Here is a 20,410-nt window from a genome sequence, read left to right on the forward strand (position 1 = left end):
GAAATAATGTACATATAGTTGAAAACCTTTATCAATACTGATATAGTATAAACATGAAGTAATCACACAAACAAATACCCCTTTGTTTGTCCGTGAAAATTTCTCCCATCCCCTTTTTGATATATATAAAAAGACTTGGTGACAATCGGTCACCAAGTCTTTTTAAATTATTCGGATTTCTATCTTATTTAATGTATCTCCAGAACGTCCCATATTTTACAGGTACTTGTTCAACCTGTTGTTTGAGCAATAATTTCTTCATTTCTCTCTCAACATCATTAATTGGCATATTATACATAACTGAAATTTCCTTAGATGCTACAAACTTAAAATACTTTAAAAATTCTTCTATAGGTGGTGGAGGGGTCGGTTCAATCTTCTCTCCAATCATCTCATGAATAATATGTGCATACATTTCATACGGATAACAACCCGTTATTTTTATCCCTTCATCTTCAATATTTTCATTAAAAAATACGAGGGTTGGAATTTCCTCTACCTCCATTTCAGATGTGATTTTTAAATCACACTGAAAAGCCTTAGCTGCACTAGGAGAATGGATATCATTTTTAAACTCAATTACATCAAGACCAACCTCTGCAGCACAATCTATTAAGATCTGCTCATTAGATATGTCTTGTTTTTCAAGGAATAAATACTCTTGTAATTTTCGTAAATAGCGGATTCCTGCTTTTTTTCCTTGTAGTTCAGCGGCTTTTATCGCAATTGAGACTGAATAAGGTGAAGATATGGGATTTTCTAACCAAAGACTGCCATCACAAGACATTCCAGATCTACTAGCAGTCCTCTCCCATACTTGGGCAATATCTTCAGGCTTTTGCTTTTTACCTTTATTCAATGTGGCTAAACGCCCACTTAAAATATGTCGAATCGTAAAATAGCGTCCATATTCGATTACTAGCTTTTTAATAATAGGTTCCAATGCCCAGCAATCTGGACATAACGGGTCAACAAAAATATATATTTCTAGAGGTCGTTTACAAGATGAATAATTTGTCAAGACCTCACTCCTTTCTGCTTTCATCAGGAGTGTTAATCCTCTGTAATCATTAATGTATGATTATTTTATCAATGGATGGGAATTAACTCAAATAAAGAGCTCTAAAATAATGGTAGAATTTTTTGGAAGGCAGTATTTTAAAAGGTCATTACTAGAAAATATCAAGTAATGACCTATTATAGTGCTATTAAAATGGTATTAGTTATTAGGCAAAATAAGTTCCTGTAACCTTTTTTACATAGTTTTGTGTTTCTTTGAATGGAGGGATTCCTCCGTATTTATCAACATTACCTGGTCCTGCATTATAAGCTGCAAGTGCTAGTGAGATATCTCCATTATATTTATCAAGCATTTTGCTTAAATACTTTGTTCCTGCCTCAATATTTTGTGTAGGATCATTGATATCTGTTACACCTAATCCTCTTGCAGTGGAAGGCATAAGCTGCATTAATCCTGTTGCTCCAGCATGACTCTTGGCATTCGGATTAAAATTTGATTCATGCTTGATGACTGATTTTATTAATTGAGGATCTACATTATACTTCTCCGCCGCCTTTTCAATTAATTGATCAAATGAAGAGGGAGCCACAGGTGTTTGAGAGTAAGAAATGTTTGGCGTTTGATAGGAACCAAATAAATTTAATGGATTACTAGAAGCCTGTGAACGCATTGTTACATTATTACTGTCAGTGCTTAAGTTTGCATTTAAAAGTAATTGTGAAAACATATCTTTAAATAATGATTGATCTGATGAATCTGTAGTTGAATTTGTTGAGAAGCTTCGTAATGCTTGAAGCTGCATGAGTACTTTATAATCTATATTCATCCTTCATTTCTCCTAACGTGATTTGCCTTTTGCGATTATAAAAACGGCGGATTTTATTTTCTGTTTTTCGAATTGGAATCTTATATGCTTGTAAAAGTTCATGAAAATATACTTGTCCAATTTTTTCATCTGTTACTTCATATTCTACCTCGTAATCAGTAAAATTTAAATAGGAACTCTCATCCAATACAAGTAATCCATTTTTATATTCAAATTCAGCTCTCCTTGTTTTTAGAGATCCGAAATACTCAATTTCATCAGTTTGTATCGAAAATTTGCCAATGATATCAGCAATTTGTCCAGGTATGAGTTTACCCCCAGATAACAAGGTGTTTGCTTGTTCGACTGTTAATAGCTGATGTGTTTCCAAAAGTCCACGTTCAACGGGTTGCTTTAGGGTTAACGTATATGTACCATGCTTTTCACGGATTCGAAGAGCCATGCCCTGCTGTTTTAATGAAAAATGAGGTGTATCAAAGTAAAAATTTTCTTGAAGCACGAACTGTTCATCCAATACTGAAAAAATAGATAGCAGTTGCTTGTACTCAACTTCAGTAATCATGTTTTTAAATTCAATTTCAAGTTCTTGAGTCATAGACGCTTACCTCTTTCGAGTAATCTATAATGATTATAACATTATTTTTGATAAGTATCAGTCACTTGTCGAAGTGGAGTTATATGGTAAAATAATAAAGGAATGTTGAAAGGAGACTTACAATGCAGAAACATATAGAAATAAACAATTTTCAACTTTTAAATGATAAATTAATGTTAGAAGGTAATTGTTCAAACATATCAACTGATTCATTAAAAGCTAGTGGTCAAATGTTAGTGGACTCTGACTCATATGCATTTATTTATAAACTGGAGAATGAACAAGAATATATTTATGTTCGCCTAACGATCGAGCTTTGGACAGCACTTAAAAATGTGATAAACAATCGTCTTCCTGTTGTACTACAACTAAATGGATTAAAAATCGAATTAGAAAATATAATCGAGGAACTTACATACTTAATAAGTAATATAGAAGGAAATGCTAATTATGGTGAAGAAATGGTAGCCAAAGTCGAGGAAGCCTTTCTATGATGAGAAAATGGGATCTCTTTTTAGCTCCGTATAAACAAGCGGTCGATGAGCTTAAGGTAAAATTAAAAGGGATGAGAAATCAATTTGAAATGCAGGGAGTTCATTCTCCAATTGAATTTGTAACTGGCAGAGTCAAACCACTTCCAAGCATTTTACATAAAGCAAATAAGAAAAATATTCCTCTTGATAAATTAGTTGATGAAATGCAGGATATCGCAGGACTCCGGATGATGTGTCAATTCGTTGATGACATAAAAAAGGTAGTTGAAATACTTCGAACAAGGAATGATTTTGAAATTGTTGAAGAACGGGATTATATTACACATAAAAAAGTAAGTGGTTATCGTTCCTATCATTTAGTCATTCGTTATCCTGTTCAAACGATTGATGGTGAAAAGAAAATCTTGGCTGAAATACAAATACGAACACTTGCTATGAATTTTTGGGCAACAATTGAGCATTCATTAAACTATAAATATAGTGGTGAATTTCCGAAGGATATAGAAGACCGACTTCAAAGAGCGGCAGAGGCTGCCTTTCGACTCGATGAAGAAATGTCACAAATTCGTGGTGAGATTCAGGAGGCACAAGTAATCTTCTCGCAAAAAAAAGAATCAAAAGGTTCTGATTAAAATATGAAAGAATAGGGTGTTAAACGATGAAATTTGCCATCACTTCAAAAGGTGATTCATTATCGAATACGTTAATGCAAAAAATGCGCACGTATTTAATGGACTTTCAGCTTATCTATGATGAAGACCAGCCGGATATTGTCATATCTGTAGGTGGCGATGGAACATTACTATATGCGTTCCACCGTTACCGTAGTCGTCTAGATAAAACAGCATTTGTTGGCGTACATACTGGACATCTAGGTTTCTATGCGGATTGGGTACCAGAAGAAATTGAAAAGCTTGTTATCGCCATTGCAAAAACACCTTATCAAGTTGTCGAATACCCTTTACTTGAAGTTATCATTCGCTATATCGGTGGGGGTAGAGAGGCGAGATACCTTGCTCTAAATGAATGTACTGTTAAAAGTGTTGAAGGCTCCCTTGTGATGGATTTAGAGATTAAGGGGCAATTATTCGAAACCTTTAGGGGTGATGGTTTGTGTATTTCGACACCATCTGGAAGTACAGCCTATAATAAAGCTCTCGGTGGCGCAATTTTGCATCCATCGATAGAGGCGATTCAAATAGCAGAAATGGCTTCGATTAATAATCGGGTTTTCCGTACGGTTGGGTCACCGCTAATTTTACCAAATCATCATCCTTGTTTACTTAAACCGGTAAATGATGTTGATTTCCATATTACAATTGATCACTTAACATTGCTGCACAAAGACGTAAAATCAATCCAATGTCGTGTTGCTTCGGAAAAAATTAGATTTGCAAGATTCCGTCCTTTCCCATTTTGGAAACGAGTAAGGGATTCATTTATAGCGGACTGAATTTTTTTGAAAGGAAACAAAAATCGTGACTCCATTTATACTTGAGTGGGACATAACTGAACGGGATGAAAATAAGCTTATACGTGACTTTTTGCGCGAGCAAGGTATTTCAAAGACTGCACTGACCGATATTAAATATTCAGGTGGTTCGATATTAATTAATGAGACGAATGTAAATGTACGACACCTCCTAGTGAATGGGGAAAAATTAAAGCTTGTGTTTCCACTAGAGCATGTTGAACTAATGGCTGATAATATTCTATTGGATATTGTGTATGAAGATCCCTATCTGTTAATTATTAATAAGAAAGCAGGTATTCAATCCATTCCATCACGTGAAAAACCTAGAGGTAGCCTTGCTAATGCATTAATTCATTATTATCAAACGATTGATTTACATACAACTGTTCATTTAGTGAACCGTCTTGATAAGGATACATCAGGGTTATTGTTAGTTTCGAAGCATAGGCATATTCATCATCTCTTTTCTGAACAACAAAAGTCTGGAACTTTAAAAAGAAGGTATGAGGCGATTGTCCAGGGAAGGATTGTTGTAGATTGTGGAATAATTGATGCACCAATCGGGCGTAAGGATGATAGCATTATTGAGCGGGAAGTACGAGACGATGGGCAAAATGCCGTTACTCATTTTCAAGTCTTGAATCGCTTGGAGCAATTAACACATGTATCACTTCGATTAGAAACAGGAAGAACACATCAAATTCGAGTACATCTATCACATCTTGGTCATCCAATCATTGGTGATGACTTGTATGGTGGTTCACGTCATTTGATTAATCGGCAGGCACTTCATTGCTGCGAGCTTTCGTTTTGGCATCCAATCTATAAAGAAAAGGTTAGCTTTCAGATTGAATTGCCCGATGATATGAAGGAACTATTTAAGTAGCGACCATGTGATGGCCGCTACTTAAATTGGTCGAAATTTTTCCTCAACAAAAGGCATAGTAGACTGAACAGACATGATTTCAAGCTCTGGGTAACGAAATGCAGTCAATGCTCCACCGAATACTGCACCAGTATCGATATTAATCGTCTGGTTCACTTTTCTCGGTTCCTTTACAGGTGTATGGCCATAGATAATCAAGGCATCCCCGTTGTAATGTTTAGCCCAGTCCCGTCTTTCTGGTGTACCATCTGGATTAGTTTTACCGGTAATGTCACCGTACAGAACGAATTTCTCAATTTTTTTACCTGTCCGTCCAATATAGTCTTCCGGTATTCCGGCATGAGCAATAACCAATTTTCGGTTGTCTAGGACAAGATGTAGTGGTGATTTTTCATAGAGCTCAATGAAATGATTTCGCACTTTAGAACGCTTATTTTTAGGCAATGCCTCATACTCGGCAACAGTCGTTTCCAACCCGTGCGCAATCTGAACCTTATTCCCTAAGAAAAAGCGGTAAAGCTTATTACAATGATTCCCTGGTACGTAGAATGCTTCTTTCCTTTCTATGACAAGTTTATATATTAGTTCAGCTACTTTTAATGAATAGGGCCCTCTATCCGTTAAGTCTCCTACGAAGGCAAGTTGTCGACCTTCATTATGTTTCGGAAGCTCATCAATCCATTCATATCCAAGCTTTTTTGTTAATAACTCCAGTTCATCAAAGCAGCCATGGATATCCCCAATTATATCGATTTTCATAAAATAGCACCTTTCTCAAACAAAATAAAAAAACGTCATCTTCCCATAGTATTAGAAAGATAACGTTATAGTATGTGTCTTGAATAAAGCATTTCTATTAGTCAAACATGAACTTTCTTGTTCGAGAACGAACATTTAACACCATTCCGATTGCAATCATAAACGTAGCTAATGAGCTTCCACCATAGCTGATAAAAGGAAGCGGAAGACCGGTAATTGGTAATATCCCTATCGTCATACCAATATTTTGGAATACTTGGAATGTGATCATGCCAATAACTCCTGCACAAAGATAACTTCCGAAAGGGTCGTTACTTTCAAGGGCGATATGTATCATTCGGTAGATAAGTAGGAAGAATAATGAAATTACAATGCTTGCACCAATGAAGCCGAATTGTTCGGAAATGACAGCAAAAATAAAATCAGTATGTCCCTCGGGAATATTAACTTCTGAAACATGGAATCCTTTCCCTTCTAACTGACCTGAACCAATCCCAAGAAGCGATTGTACTAGCTGGTAGCCCTCATTACCCGAATTATTCCAGGGATCGATCCAACCATAAAATCGATTCATTTGATACCCTTGAATCATTTTAAGGAAAAGATCCGGAAAATAAAAATATAAGAAGACACCAACTGCGATAATGAAAACAACAGAAAAAACTACTGTTAAAATAATTTTCCACTTTATCCCTGATACAAGGATTAGGGTAGCAATTATTGAACAATATACCATTGTCATTCCCATATCTGGTTGTAAAACAAGAAATCCGATTGGTGGACTTGCAGCTAATAGAATTTTACCTATAAGTAGAAAATCATCCTTCACCGTATTGATTGGGTGTTTTTCTCGATGTTCAGCAATGATTTTACTTAACACAATAATTAAAAAAAGCTTCATTAACTCTGATGGTTGAAAAGACATACCAGGGAAGTTATACCAGCTTGTTGCACCCTTGTTCTCATCAGCGAATGGAATATCGACTATATACTTTTCAACAAATAGACCAAATAATAAGACCATCCCAAAACCGTATAAATACCATGAAATCATTTTAAAGCGATCAAAGTCAATAATCATCGTACCAATAATCGCTATAGCCCCAACTACATACCACTGTAATTGCTTCCCAACAAAATTATAACCTTGAAGCATAGGCTGAAGAAAAGGCTCTGCGCCTCGTATTGCTATACTACTTACAATTGCAAGTAAAAATAAGATGAATAATAATGAATAATCGATTTTCTGTGTTGGAGATGTTTCTTTACTCATAATAAAATCCTTTCTCATTACAGTAAATTAACTATTAAAATCCTACAATTGTGTATCCAAACATAAGATAACTCAACTTTGTAACCAGGATTCTGTTTTACCTATTTTTATAAATATTTACTGAAAAGAAGTATGTCTATAGTCAGTTTTTGTGAGTGTCTTAAGGAATTTCTCCATTTTATATCTTAGCCCATTCTTTGCTATTTGCAAATCATTTAGATATAAAAATAATTGGGAGTAATAAATTTTCTATATTCATAAAATTCCAAGTATACCCTAATACCAATTTACCTAATATGATTAGTGTATTTTTAATTATCATAAATCAAAAAAATTAAAATAATCGCCAAGTATACTCACAATTAAATTACTATGAATGATTATAGTCTACCCAACTTTCTATGAATCTACTCATTTTATAGTATTTTATTTTTTTGAAACTATAAAATCATTATACATGATTTTTCACATTTACATTATTCTATTCTAAAACAAAAAGGCATCTAGAATATTATTATTCATAGATACCTTAAGTAATTGTGTAATAAGTTTGTTAATCTAAATACTCAACATACGTGAGTCCTTGTCCACCATTTCCCTTAATTTTTATGAAAAACTCAGCTTGATTTTCTTTACCATCTAAATAGGAACTTATACCTCTCCAAACTGCAAGACCACCATTTCCGCTTACCTCAACAGTATGAGTGCCTTTGTCGGGGTATACACGTTGCGTTTTACTACCATCATCTTCCCAAAGTTCAACATAAATTAACCCTGGGTAGGGAAACTGAGTTGGAAAACTTAAATCCACAGCGAAATCTCCACCATTAGATTCAGTGACGTATCCACCTGGTCTTTGGAATGTTGATGATATATAGACCGATTCATCTACATTTACAACATCCCATTCCCCTGCACCAAATGGGGTTATTTCCATAGCATTTACTTCGTAAAAAGATGTAGCAAAAGTAAGTGCTGAAGCTAAAGCAAGAGTAGATAATAACTTTTTCATATTCTCACTCCTATTAAAATTTTTTAGTAATCTAGTATACTAGATTACTAATATCCATAAATTAACATAGAAATTAAAGATTGTCAACTAAATTCCTATTTTGGTAAAAAGGACCTAATATTCCCTGTTATTTCCGATGTGAAGCGCAATTTGGATGACTTTATAAATAGAAATATTGATTCTGTATTAACATGAAGAAATAATGATAAAGTTATAACAATAGAAGTATACTAAAATAAGATAAAAGGTTATTATTAGAATTTATTAATCTAAATAACAATTTTTTAATGAAAAGTCCTGGATGACAATTTTTAAACGCCCTAAACCGTAGATCGTGTAAATACCTATCTCAAGGGATATTTTCAACTTAACAATGTTCGTTATTATACTGGAAAACGTCCCAAATTTCATATTGACTTAGTATCTTTAGTTTATAATGCTTCAAAACTAGTATTATACTGTATCAATACTATGTTAAATAGACTACATGCTACCTAAGTTTGAGGTGATTTTTAAACTATGTTGATCGGAGGAGAAGGTGGCGACTCCTGCGTGAAGAGCTTGTTCAGGTGAGACCCCGTAGGAGTGAAGCAACGAGAGCTCACGGACCACCCGTGGAAAGTGACCTGGAACGGAAATCAACAACAAAGTTCGCAGTAATAAGCTTTAAAAGGTCCTAGTTTTCTTATAGGAATACTATAATTTTTTTAATTTAAGCAATTAAAAAATTGTTTCAAGTACATTATTGATATTTCTAATTTGTCGGTGGATCAGAATGCACGGGACTCTAGCAGGAAAAGCTAATTAAAGGTAGGGAGTTGCAACTAGAAGAAACCCTCGCCATCTACGAAAAGGATTGCAAGGATCAGAATTGACCAACAATGTTTAAGCAATTATTAAAAATGTAAATATGATAATTAGTTTTAATTGTATTTTTTGGGGGTGAAATAATATGCAGGAATTAAATGAAAAGGAACAACTACAATTAGAAGTTGAACAATTGATTCAAGCACTTGAAGATGAGAATATTGATACATTTCGAACGTTATTTTTAGAAATACATCCATATGAGCGAGCAAAATTCTATTCTAAGTTATCCAGTGATGCTAGAATGCACTTATATCGTTTTTTATCACCTACAGAAATGGCAGAGGTTTTTGAAAATCTTGAAATTGAAGAGAATGAGTATGAAGATTTTCTCTCCGAAATGGACCCAACATTTGTTGCTGATATGCTTTCACAAATGTATGCCGATGATGCAGTTGATGTTCTAAATGAGCTTAATAAGGATCAAGTCGCAAGTTACTTAACAATTATGGACGATGAAGCAGCTGGCGAAATTAAACAGCTTCTTCATTATGAAGAATACACTGCCGGAAGTATTATGACTACTGAGTACGTGGCAATCCATTCGAATCAAACCGTTAAATCTGCGATGTATATTTTGAAAAGAGAAGCACCTCAAGCAGAAACAATCTATTATGTGTATGTCATTGATGAAGAAAAGCATTTAGCCGGGGTTATTTCATTAAGAGATTTAATCGTCACGGATGATGATACGATGGTTTCAGAAATTATGGGTGACAGGGTTGTTTCGGTTTCTGTAAGTGAAGACCAAGAAGAAGTAGCCCGAAAGATGAAGGACTATAATTTATTGGCAGTACCAGTCATCGATTTTCAAAATCATTTATTAGGTATTATCACAGTTGATGATATCATCGATGTTATGGATGAAGAAGCATCTGACGACTATTCAAAGCTTGCAGGGATATCGGATGTCGATTCTGTTGACAAAAGCCCAATATCGGCAGCAAAGAAGCGTTTACCTTGGTTGGTAATTCTATTGTTCTTAGGTATGTTAAATGCTAGTTTAATTGGACATTTTGAGGGAACTTTGGAAAAGGTTGCAATATTAGCTGTTTTTATTCCTTTAATTGGTGGTATGTCTGGAAATACAGGGACACAGGCATTAGCGGTCGTTGTTCGTGGAATCGCAACTGGTGATTTTGAGGATGAAAATAAGTTTCTACTATTAATGCGTGAAGCCGTTACAGGTGCAATTAATGGCTTAATTTGTGGAATACTTGTCATAGGTGTTGTTTTTATTTGGAAAGGTGACTTCTTTTTAGGATTACTCGTAGGAATTTCTATTTTTGTTACTTTGATTGTTGCTACACTAGCTGGAGCGTTTGTTCCATTAATTATGCATAAGCTTAAAGTAGATCCAGCTGTTGCATCAGGACCGTTCATTACAACAATCAATGACTTGATTAGTATTATCATTTATTTTGGCTTAGCTTCATTATTTATGAGTTATTTAATTCATTGATAAGTAAGACAAAGAGTGAGGGAAGGAGGGATTCGTTTCCGAGCTTTTTGTCCATTATCTATTAGGGGGAATATGATGGAACATGGAGCTTCACTAACATCTTTAGTAATTGTGATGGTGGTGGCGTTTTTAACCCCACTTTTATTACATAGGTTAAAACTTCGCATTATCCCAGTAGTTGTTGCAGAAATTATTATGGGAATCATAATTGGTAAAAGCGGCTTGGATCTTGTTTCTCCAGATATGTGGCTTGAAACCTTATCGACATTAGGGCTCATTTTCTTAATGTTTTTAAGTGGGGTTGAAATTGATTTTTCAGCATTTGCTGGAGGCAAAAAGAATGGGAAGTTAATGAATGGCAAAAAACCTCCTAACACATTTGGTGTTTCTACTATTATATTTGTGTTTATTTTTGTATTGTCATTATTGTTAGCTTATATTTTTGTCTGGACTGGTTTTACTGATAATGGTTTCTTTATGACATTAATTATTTCAACCATTTCCCTTGGGGTAGTAGTTCCAACACTTAAAGATGCACAAATTATGAAATCGAATATAGGACAAATCATTCTCCTAATAGCGGTAATCGCTGACTTAGCAACAATGATATTACTCGCAGTATTTGCATCTATTTATGGTGGTGGCGAAAGTAATATGTGGCTTCTCTTGATTTTGTTTGGGGCTGGGGTATTGCTTTACTTCATTGGAAGACATTTCATGCATCGCTCATTCCTTGAAACAATGTCACGAGGTACTGTCCAAATTGGTACTAGGGCTGTATTTGCTTTAATTATGGTTCTTGTTGCTGTATCTGAAACAATTGGGGCAGAAAATATTTTAGGTGCATTTTTAGCGGGAGTGTTGGTTTCATTATTATCACCGAATCATGATATGGTCCAACAGCTTGATTCATTCGGATATGGATTTTTAATTCCAATCTTTTTTGTAATGGTCGGAGTTGAACTTGATTTATGGGCACTCTTTAGTGATCCAAAAATATTATTGCTTATTCCATTGTTAATTATTGGACTTCTAATTTCAAAAATGATACCGATTCTCTATTTGCGGCGTTGGTACGATTGGAATACGACACTTGCATCTGGTTTCTTATTAACATCTACACTTTCATTAGTGATTGCGGCTGCAACGATTGGTGAGAGAATGGGTGTAATCGACAGTATCATGTCAGGTGCACTTATATTGGTCGCGGTCATAACGAGTATTATTACACCAATTGGCTTTAAAAAGCTGTTTCCAAAACAGGTGGCGGCAGAACCAATTATCCGAGTGGCATTTATTGGTGCAAATCAAATGACATTACCTGTTACCCGCGAATTGAATTCAAGTTTGTATGATACGACTCTCTATCATATAACACAAGAAAAAATCGAAAAGAACACATCTGATTCATTATTTGATATCGTGGAATTATCAGACTACACAATCCAAACCCTAGAGAAGAATCATGTATTTGATGTGGATATTTTAGTTGTTACAACCAGTGATGATACCATAAATGCTGAAATTTCAAAATTTGCTAAGGAACTTGGAGTAGACAGGGTTATCGCTAGAATTGAAACAAGTGAGCTTGGTGACGAATTAAAGGAAAAAAATATAGATGTGTTCTCCTTGCTTATGTCAACGAATACTCTATTACGTGCTCTAATTGAAGCGCCAAGTGTCATGAATATATTGACAAACCAAGAAACCTCTTTGCATCAAATTAATATGAACAATAGCAAGTATGATGGAATTATGCTAAGGAATTTTCCATTTACAGGTGATGTCATTTTTGTTCGTATTTTCAGAGGTAAGGATTCTATTCTGCCACATGGAGATACTGAGCTTAAAATGGATGACCGTCTAATTGTAACAGGTTCAAGAGAATATGTTGATGAACTGAAGATGGAGTTAGAATTCTAACTGACTAAGTAAAACCGTGACAAGAAGTCACGGTTTTACTTTTATAAAAGATGTGATATACTCATTTTATGACTAGGTACTAATAACTGTTATCAATTTATTATAATAGGAGGATTTAAAATAATGACAATATCCTTGAAAGACCGTACATATGTAGTTATGGGTGTAGCAAATAAACGTAGTATCGCATGGGGCATCGCGCGTGCATTACACGATTCAGGTGCAACGTTAATCTTCACATACGCGGGGGAAAGACTTGAAAAAAATGTACGTGAACTTGCAGATTCGCTTGGAGCAAATTCATTAGTACTCCCTTGTGATGTAACAAATGATGCAGAGGTTGAGAAATGCTTCGCTCAAATTAAAGACCATACTGGTGTCATTCATGGTATCGCACACTGTATTGCGTTCGCAAATAAAGAAGAGCTCGAGGGCGATTATATGAACACTACACGTGACGGATTCCTGCTAGCTCATAATATTAGTTCATATTCATTAACTGCTGTAGCTAAAGCTAGCAAGGACCTTATGTCTGAGGGCGGAAGCATTGTTACGTTAACATATTTAGGGGGAGAGCGTGTCCTTCCTAATTATAATATTATGGGTGTAGCAAAAGCCTCATTAGATGCAAGTGTGAAATACTTAGCGAGTGATTTAGGGAAATATGGAATTCGTGTGAATTCAATTTCAGCTGGACCAATTCGAACGCTTTCAGCAAAAGGGGTTAGTGACTTTAATACAATCTTAAAAACAATTGAAGAAAAAGCACCATTACGTCGTACAACTACACCTGAAGAGGTTGGTGATACCGCAACATTCTTATTCAGTGATCTAGCACGTGGAATTACTGGTGAAAATATTCATGTTGACTCAGGATATCATATTATTGGTGGGTAATCATTTTTAAAAAACGTAGATTTATCTTTGATGATAAATCTACGTTTTTTTTAGGAAAGTATAATTTTGTACATAAATGTCTAGCCCCAACGTCTAGGCCTTAACGTGGAATAGGTTATTTCATCATTTTATTAAAAATAGTCGCTTATCCATAGATTCTTTCATATAAATGAATAAAAGAAGGTCAGGAAGGGGTTTATGATGATGGGGGAAGTTATAAAACTTAGTAGGATAAAAGAAGAAAATCAGAAAGAGAATCATTTATTCGAACATATGATTTTAAAAATCAACTTTGGTGAGTCTAGACACTTTTTGACAGAGCAGCAATATCGAAAACTGTTAAAGCATTATCAAAACATAATGTTTGAAAAATATCTTCATGAAATTAAAAATAGAACTCAGTAGGTATGAACGTCCAAATGCCTTGTATAAAAAACTCCTTTCTGCAATCTTCTTTATATAAAATCTCTAGAAATATACGTTTATCCTGGTATATTTGCCGTATCCAAAATAGAGAACTAGTATATTATACAGTAGGAAAAATAGAAAGGAGGGGATTTAATGCCTAAAAAAGACCAAATGAATGAACAAATAAATCAATTTACAAGGGCAGTTGCTAATCGTAGACTACAATGCGCTGGAGAGACGGTGAATATTTTTTGGGATACTGATGATGGGAATTTGGTAACTGACATTTATACCTCTTTACAATCGCTTGACACTTGCTGTGAAATAATACCTGGTACTACAACATTCACCGATGCGAACGCTTGCCTATATCAACAAGGTTTCCGAATTGTAGCTAGTATTCAAAATGAAGATGGAGCAGGAGCCGTATACACTTATGTAAGGTGTTAATATCCTGCGTGTAGATTAATTGAGAATCTCAAACTTCGGTACATTAAATAACATAAAAACAAAGATGACTTTGGCATATACCAGAGTCATTTTTTTTTGGTACATATTTCGTTATCAAAATTCTGGTCATTCATTGTATAGGTACAGATTGACTAGCTTAATTCTATTCATTTCTCTCCCAAAGGTACATTTTCACTAGAATGGCAAGCGTACATTTTTAGTAGATTTGGTCGAATAACTAGTTCCATATTAATAGGGTTGAATATACATATAGTGTATTAGACAAGTACTGACAAACGACTTTCTGAAGCATTTGAAGGGGGGGATTCATAATGAATTTTGAAATATGGATGACGGTATGTGTATTTTTAATGACCATGACGATTATATTTTGGAGGCCGGGTGGTATAAATGAGGCGTGGCCAGCAACTATAGGAGCAATTATCATAATATTAACCGGTACTGTATCGCAAAATGATATAGCTGATATTATAAGTAAAATTGGTGGAGCATCAATTACAATTATTGCTACCATGGTAATGGCAATAACATTAGAGAGCTTTGGGTTCTTTCATTGGTCAGCGGCTAGATTAGTCAATTTAACGCGAAGATCGGGATATCGACTATACTGGTACATTCAGTTGTTATGTTTTTTAATGACTCTTTTATTTAATAATGATGGAAGTATTTTAATTACAACACCTATTTTGATTATACTTCTGAAAAATCTCCGACTAAAACCACATCAACAGATTCCATATTTATTAAGTGGAGCATTAATTGCAACAGCTTCTAGTGCACCTATTGGTGTGAGTAACATAGTTAATTTGATTGCATTAGAAATTGTGGATATGACACTGTATATGCATACTGCGATGATGTTTGTTCCTGCAACTATGGGGTTAATATGTATGTCCTTGACCATGTTCATGTTAGTAAGAAAATCATTACCCAAAATATTGCCAATAACATCGTTTGATATTGAAGAAGCCTTTTTTTCTAAAAACTTCCACCCTTTAAAAAATAGAATTTCTGTTAAAACAAAAAATAAACGTACCCAATTTATGTTAAAAATATTACTCTTTGTGTTCATTTTAAGGTGCCTCCTCTTCGTTGCATCCTATCTCTCGATTCCAATTGAATTAGTTGCAGTTCTTGGTTCAGTAATCTTGCTCATATTTAGATGGTACCAGCTCGGGAAAAAACCTGTAGACCTTTTGAAGAAGACACCATGGCATATCTTGGTGTTTGCATTCTCAATGTATGTCATTATCTATGGCCTTAGCAATGCTGGTTTAACTGACTTACTAGTGAAGGTATGTGAACCTATAGTTAATCAAGGATTGTTTCATGCTACTTTTATAATGGGAGGACTAGTCTCTATTTTATCAAATACATTTAATAATCATCCTGCTTTAATGGTTGGAACGATCACACTCACAGAAATGGGTCTAGATCCTATTACATTAAAGACCATTTATTTAGCAAATATTATTGGAAGTGATATTGGAGCATTATTATTACCTATTGGAACACTCGCATCACTTATTTGGATGCATATTCTTAGGGAAAATAAAATAAAAGTAAAGTGGAAGGATTACTTAAGAATTTCAATTATTGTAATACCATTGACAACATTTATAACATTGTTTCTACTTTATTACTGGGTACAGATTATTTTCATATAAGAAGTTAATTCCAGCTATTTAATTGCATAACATGGTTTATCTCGCATTAACTCTAAAAGAAAATGAAGGAGATTAAAGGAAAATGAACATTACATGGTTTGAATTCATCTTATTCAGTTTAGCTACTTTTCGACTAACTAGACTTATAGTCTATGATTCGATTACATCATTTATTCGTCATCCTTTTCATGAAATAGTGGATACAGTTCTTCCCGATGGGACAATTGAATCATATCTTCAAATCAAGGGGTCGGGAATTAGACGTTGGATAGGTGAGTTGTTAAGTTGTTATTGGTGTACTGGAATATGGTGTTCTTTCTTTTTATTCGTTTGTTTCCTCTTTCATCCGGGATTGACTGAACCACTAATTATTGTGCTAGCTATAGCTGGTCTTGCTGCAATCTTTGAAACTGTTACTGATAGAATAATTAATGGGTAAGAGTTCTAGGTTAGAAAACTATTTATAGACAAATGCTTATTTTTTTAGAAATAGGCATGAGATTAGGACCAATACGTTGTCATAGCATATAGATACAGTATAAACACCCCAACGAGATATTTAATAAGGAGGCAAATTCACCATGAATGGAAATATTAGTATGGATTACCTTGAATCCTTACAAGGTAAGGTTGTTAAAGTTTTTAAAGGTGGTCCTGAGTCAAGAACAGGTCAACTTCTCTCAGTAAGACCTGACTTTTTGGTTTTATATACTGCTGAAGAGGGAGTTATTAGTTATCAAACAAGCCATATCAAAAGTGTGATCGAAAACACAACATCAAGTATGAACACAGACAATAATGAGGATCTCATGAATGCGATGGCAAATATTGAAGGAATAAATAGTTTCTCAGAATTGCTCACAGTCATGATAGACAATAAGGTTCGTATTGACCGTGGCGGTCCTGAAGCAAGAGATGGAAGATTGCTTGATGTGCAAAGTGATTATTTAGTTCTTTATACTGAAAAGGATGGGGTTGTTTATTATCAGTTAGAACATGTTAAAAGTTTGAGCCTGGTAATGAATAAGAAGAAAGAATCGAATGATGAAGATGGTGCAGAAGATGAAAATAATAATGCATCTGTAGAAAATGTAAGAAACATGCAAATAGATGATTTTCTAGCTCCTGATTATGTAGTAGAAGATACTTTTTCAAATCTACTAAAGGGTATGAGGTATAAATGGGTGACAATAAATCGAGGTGGCCCAGAAAGTATGAAGGGAGTTCTTGCAGAGAGTACAGATGACTATTTGGTGCTAATTTGTGAGAAAGAAGTTTGTCGTATCTCAACATTCCATATTCGTAATATTAGTTATGCTTTGAAGGTCGAAAATAATCAGAATGCTGAAAATCAAAAACAGCAAGATTCTGATGACAACAGCCAAGATTCAAATCAGAATTCTAATGATTCCAATAATCAGAATAAGCAAGATAATAAAAGTGGAAATAGCAAAAAAACTTATACAATTAGAATGTTTAGCGGAAATACTCGTAGTAGGGTCTAATAAGGAATTTGCCTCAAAGAATGTTAACAATTTTAGAGTTGAACAAAAAGGATCCCTGAAAATGCCTGGTTTAAAAACTGCAATAAAAAGGAGTATCGGTCTCTTCGTTGCGACATGCGGTGTTACATGGCGAAAGGTACCGATACTTTTTGTATTGTATCAAGTTCTATTAGTAGTGGAGGTGAGTAAATTTTGAAACATCTAAGCCATTATGTAGGGGAACAAATTGAGGTGGAAATATCCGGTCATAAACAAATAACTGGAATTCTTATCGAAATTGGAACAGACATTATTGTAATGTATACGAAAGAAGGAGATTTTTACTATATACCAATCCTTCATATTCAGAAAGTAAAAATACCGAAAATTAATGAAACAGAGGAAATTATTAATCCTGGTAATACTCCAATTAACACTCATACTGATGAAATCTCTTTAAGAAAAATAGTAAATAATGCAAAGGGATTATTTGTTGAGATTTTTGTTACTTCAAAGAACTCTATTCATGGATATGTTACAAATTTAATGAATGATTACATCGTATTCTACTCCCCTGTATTTAAAACAATGTTTATCCCATTCCATCATTTAAAGTGGCTAATTCCTTATAACCCTAATCAAACTCCTTATGGACTCGATAGACAGAACTTCCCTGTTAACCCATCTAGAATTACATTAGCCCGAACATTTGAAGAACAGATTAAAAAATTACAAGGGCAAATGGTTGTATATGATCTTGGGGAGGATAAGGATAAAATAGGACAACTAAAAAATATCGAAAATAACGTAATAGAACTAGTCACAGCAAGAGAAGAATCAGTGTTTATTAATACAAGGCATATTAAAACATTACATTTTTCATAAAGGAAACCATCAATGGTTTCCTTTATGATTTACATACTAAACAGGTGATTGTGAAATATGATCAGTATGGAACTTTTCCATAATTATCACATACCATATTGATAGGGATGGGGGTGTGGGCAAATTGACACTCAATGAAATAACACCTATGGAAACTCATACAATTAAAGTGACTAAATATACCGACTGGACGTATCGGTTATCAACAAATGAGTTAGTGGAAGATATTACGAAGGACATCGAAATAGAAACAATTTTCAAGGAAATTAAGGTTAATTGTAGAGGTTTACCAGAGGTGGTTTGGAAAATAAATAAGCGATATGAAATCGGTTTTCCAGCAACAGTAACCATTTTTTATGAGAGTGGCTGTGATGGGGTAATGACCGTCATTCTAAATGGTGAACCATCAAACTTGTTACTGGAAGGGGATTGTGAGTCATTTACTGTTGAACACTTAAGGGCTATTGAAATCGAATGTGATGGTGAGATAGGAGACTGCATCGGATTAATAGAGATTACCTTTCATTTAGACCAATTTATAAATTGGTTACACGCTTCAGATATCAAAAGCATAATATGTGATCATCGTGGTCATCAGTTTGATTCGCCGAATGATTATCCAATACATTGTCATGAGATTCCACAAGAATACGAAAGAGAGACGGTTGATTTAACACTGCCTGATTGGAATACAGTTACATTACAGAAGGTACAGCTAGTGAAGGTAGGTTATGTTGCCATCACATTTCTCGACGGTGTTCATCGTATATTTACGACGAGTCCAGTTCCTATTCAGTTAGAAGACAAGGTATTGTTGACGGCACCTGAAGGGACAAAAATAACATGTGAAATTTTAGATGTGGATTGTAGTGCAATATTTGTCCAGTCAAATTCAACAGATGATGTGTTGAGTAATAAAGTGAAGATTACAATTACAATCTATCAATGCATAATGGTAGATGCAACTCTACTTGTTAAAGTGGAAGGTAGGGTATGTAAACCTCGAATGGATAATGCCGTAAAATCCATTTGTCCTCCTCATAAAAACAAATAATCCCTCCATAATCAAAGAATATGCCTTCTTGATTATGGAAGGGAGTTTACTCTGTCCTACATATTCAAAATAATCTTATTTAATGCAGGGATTCCATTTGGAATTTCAGAACAATATGCAAATCCTTCAGCAATGATTGAGCCTTGTTCCACTATTCTTTTTAGGTTTAGTTCGAAATTAGAAAAAATGATCCTTTCAGATGGATTTAAGGTTACTTGCTTAACCGGCTTAATCCAGTATTCCCCTTTCCCCTTCACCTTCTCCTTCCAATTTTCGTGGACGAATTGCCACTCCTCTTGTAGCGAATCTTCAAATTGACTTCCCGAAATTGATTGATTTATAGCTATTTTTCCACTTAAATGTCCGGCATTGATTGGGACGATTCGAATGCATATGATTGGAGAATGAAGGGGTACTGTACCAAGGTTTTCAATAATGAAGTCCCCTAAAATTGATATAAAAGATTCTTCATCATCTTCAATTTGTGTATTTATAAAAGAGTAATTAAAAAGTGATTGCATTCTTAGAACTGGCTCGGCTTTAACAATTTTAATGGACTCTACATTTTGAATTGGTTGGATAAGCTTTGCCTCTAGTATTTGAATTCGACTTTTTTCCTCTTCTAGAGCCACTTCATACGAAAGTAATTTTGCTTGTAGTGCTGCAATTTCCTTTTCATAAGATTCAAGATTTGTATGTTGAACTTCATGCAATTTTTCCTGAAGATACTTATTTCGGATTTTTTCCTTTTCAAATTCATGTTCCATTTTTTTTATTTTGTTTTGATAGGAAATTATTTCTGAATGGTAATGTATAATTTTCTGCTGCAACTGCAGCTTAGTGTCTTTATTTAAATAGCTATCATCTGTCTGATACCTGCTCAAGAAAATTCCTCCTTAACTAAGCCTTATAATATATGTATGTAAGTAGCAGTTAGAAAATTTAAGTTAAA

The 20,410-nt window shown here is 34.4% G+C and carries 21 protein-coding genes and 1 pseudogene; 15 read left to right on the forward strand and 7 right to left on the reverse strand.

The annotated features are described in order from the left end of the window. Nucleotides 1-184: 184 nt before the first annotated feature. The 3 genes from MJG50_RS12900 to MJG50_RS12910 all read right to left on the reverse strand — a co-directional run bounded on the left by MJG50_RS12900 (nucleotide 185) and on the right by MJG50_RS12910 (nucleotide 2,442). Nucleotides 185-1,045, reverse strand: a complete 861-nt coding sequence (locus tag MJG50_RS12900) for a ClpXP adapter SpxH family protein (protein WP_431307281.1) — start codon at nucleotides 1,043-1,045, stop codon at nucleotides 185-187. 181 nt (nucleotides 1,046-1,226) lie between these two features. Continuing rightward, a complete protein-coding gene (locus tag MJG50_RS12905; RefSeq protein ID WP_240256152.1) occupies nucleotides 1,227-1,847 on the reverse strand; it encodes a lytic transglycosylase domain-containing protein in 621 nt (206 codons plus the stop codon). Next, nucleotides 1,831-2,442, reverse strand: a complete 612-nt coding sequence (locus MJG50_RS12910) for a CYTH domain-containing protein (protein WP_240256153.1) — start codon at nucleotides 2,440-2,442, stop codon at nucleotides 1,831-1,833. The genes MJG50_RS12905 and MJG50_RS12910 overlap by 17 nt, the downstream gene beginning before the upstream one ends. 122 nt (nucleotides 2,443-2,564) lie before the next feature. Between MJG50_RS12910 and MJG50_RS12915 the strand changes: the two genes are divergently transcribed. From MJG50_RS12915 to MJG50_RS12930, 4 genes are read left to right on the forward strand one after another with little or no spacing between them, the layout of a single operon-like run. Then, nucleotides 2,565-2,936, forward strand: coding sequence for a UPF0738 family protein (locus MJG50_RS12915; RefSeq protein ID WP_240256154.1), 372 nt, complete (start codon nucleotides 2,565-2,567; stop codon nucleotides 2,934-2,936). After that, nucleotides 2,933-3,568, forward strand: a complete 636-nt coding sequence (gene yjbM, locus MJG50_RS12920) for a GTP diphosphokinase (RefSeq protein WP_240256155.1) — start codon at nucleotides 2,933-2,935, stop codon at nucleotides 3,566-3,568. The genes MJG50_RS12915 and yjbM overlap by 4 nt, the downstream gene beginning before the upstream one ends. A gap of 26 nt (nucleotides 3,569-3,594) precedes the next feature. Next, nucleotides 3,595-4,389, forward strand: coding sequence for an NAD kinase (locus MJG50_RS12925; protein WP_240256156.1), 795 nt, complete (start codon nucleotides 3,595-3,597; stop codon nucleotides 4,387-4,389). Nucleotides 4,390-4,414: 25 nt separating this feature from the next. Continuing rightward, complete coding sequence (locus MJG50_RS12930) at nucleotides 4,415-5,296, forward strand: RluA family pseudouridine synthase (RefSeq protein ID WP_240256157.1); 882 nt, start codon at nucleotides 4,415-4,417, stop codon at nucleotides 5,294-5,296. Between the two features lie 21 nt (nucleotides 5,297-5,317). Here MJG50_RS12930 and prpE read toward each other — a convergent pair whose 3' ends face one another. The 3 genes from prpE to MJG50_RS12945 form a co-directional block, all read right to left on the reverse strand. Beyond that, nucleotides 5,318-6,055, reverse strand: a complete 738-nt coding sequence (gene prpE, locus MJG50_RS12935) for a bis(5'-nucleosyl)-tetraphosphatase PrpE (protein ID WP_240256158.1) — start codon at nucleotides 6,053-6,055, stop codon at nucleotides 5,318-5,320. Between the two features lie 97 nt (nucleotides 6,056-6,152). Next, complete coding sequence (locus MJG50_RS12940) at nucleotides 6,153-7,328, reverse strand: FtsW/RodA/SpoVE family cell cycle protein (RefSeq protein ID WP_431307284.1); 1,176 nt, start codon at nucleotides 7,326-7,328, stop codon at nucleotides 6,153-6,155. Between the two features lie 553 nt (nucleotides 7,329-7,881). Continuing rightward, complete coding sequence (locus MJG50_RS12945) at nucleotides 7,882-8,340, reverse strand: hypothetical protein (RefSeq protein WP_240256160.1); 459 nt, start codon at nucleotides 8,338-8,340, stop codon at nucleotides 7,882-7,884. Nucleotides 8,341-8,632: 292 nt separating this feature from the next. Here MJG50_RS12945 and MJG50_RS12950 point away from each other — a divergent pair. The 11 genes and pseudogenes from MJG50_RS12950 to MJG50_RS13000 all read left to right on the forward strand — a co-directional run. Beyond that, a pseudogene (locus MJG50_RS12950) lies at nucleotides 8,633-8,838 on the forward strand (IS5/IS1182 family transposase); the annotation flags it as partial. Nucleotides 8,839-9,292: 454 nt separating this feature from the next. Continuing rightward, nucleotides 9,293-10,669, forward strand: coding sequence for a magnesium transporter (mgtE, locus tag MJG50_RS12955; RefSeq protein WP_240256161.1), 1,377 nt, complete (start codon nucleotides 9,293-9,295; stop codon nucleotides 10,667-10,669). A 75-nt stretch (nucleotides 10,670-10,744) separates the two neighbouring features. Beyond that, nucleotides 10,745-12,592, forward strand: a complete 1,848-nt coding sequence (locus MJG50_RS12960; RefSeq protein ID WP_240256162.1) for a monovalent cation:proton antiporter family protein — start codon at nucleotides 10,745-10,747, stop codon at nucleotides 12,590-12,592. 123 nt (nucleotides 12,593-12,715) lie between these two features. Next, complete coding sequence (gene fabI / locus MJG50_RS12965) at nucleotides 12,716-13,489, forward strand: enoyl-ACP reductase FabI (protein WP_240256163.1); 774 nt, start codon at nucleotides 12,716-12,718, stop codon at nucleotides 13,487-13,489. Between the two features lie 204 nt (nucleotides 13,490-13,693). Beyond that, nucleotides 13,694-13,894, forward strand: a complete 201-nt coding sequence (locus MJG50_RS12970; RefSeq protein WP_240256164.1) for a hypothetical protein — start codon at nucleotides 13,694-13,696, stop codon at nucleotides 13,892-13,894. Between the two features lie 156 nt (nucleotides 13,895-14,050). Beyond that, complete coding sequence (locus MJG50_RS12975) at nucleotides 14,051-14,347, forward strand: hypothetical protein (RefSeq protein WP_240256165.1); 297 nt, start codon at nucleotides 14,051-14,053, stop codon at nucleotides 14,345-14,347. A gap of 332 nt (nucleotides 14,348-14,679) precedes the next feature. After that, the gene (locus MJG50_RS12980; RefSeq protein ID WP_240256166.1) at nucleotides 14,680-16,035 is read left to right on the forward strand and encodes an arsenic transporter; all 1,356 of its coding nucleotides are present in this window, start codon (nucleotides 14,680-14,682) and stop codon (nucleotides 16,033-16,035) included. An 82-nt stretch (nucleotides 16,036-16,117) separates the two neighbouring features. Then, nucleotides 16,118-16,474, forward strand: a complete 357-nt coding sequence (locus MJG50_RS12985) for a DUF1360 domain-containing protein (protein ID WP_240256167.1) — start codon at nucleotides 16,118-16,120, stop codon at nucleotides 16,472-16,474. Between the two features lie 142 nt (nucleotides 16,475-16,616). Then, a complete protein-coding gene (locus tag MJG50_RS12990; protein WP_240256168.1) occupies nucleotides 16,617-17,540 on the forward strand; it encodes a hypothetical protein in 924 nt (307 codons plus the stop codon). A gap of 192 nt (nucleotides 17,541-17,732) precedes the next feature. Beyond that, nucleotides 17,733-18,404 carry an LSm family protein gene (locus MJG50_RS12995; protein WP_240256169.1) on the forward strand — a complete coding sequence of 224 codons (672 nt, stop codon included), beginning with the start codon at nucleotides 17,733-17,735 and terminating at the stop codon, nucleotides 18,402-18,404. 148 nt (nucleotides 18,405-18,552) lie between these two features. Continuing rightward, entirely contained in the window at nucleotides 18,553-19,458 is a 906-nt protein-coding gene (locus tag MJG50_RS13000; protein WP_240256170.1) for a BMQ_0737 family morphogenetic spore coat protein, read from the forward strand. A gap of 56 nt (nucleotides 19,459-19,514) precedes the next feature. On the opposite strand, the gene MJG50_RS13005 is transcribed toward MJG50_RS13000, so the two are convergent. Then, nucleotides 19,515-20,342 (reverse strand): hypothetical protein, encoded by an 828-nt coding sequence (locus MJG50_RS13005; protein ID WP_240256171.1) that lies wholly within the window; start codon nucleotides 20,340-20,342, stop codon nucleotides 19,515-19,517. Between the last annotated feature and the right edge of the window lie 68 nt (nucleotides 20,343-20,410).

This window comes from Fredinandcohnia quinoae (genome assembly GCF_022427965.1).
GTDB lineage: Bacteria > Bacillota > Bacilli > Bacillales > Bacillaceae_L > Ferdinandcohnia > Ferdinandcohnia quinoae.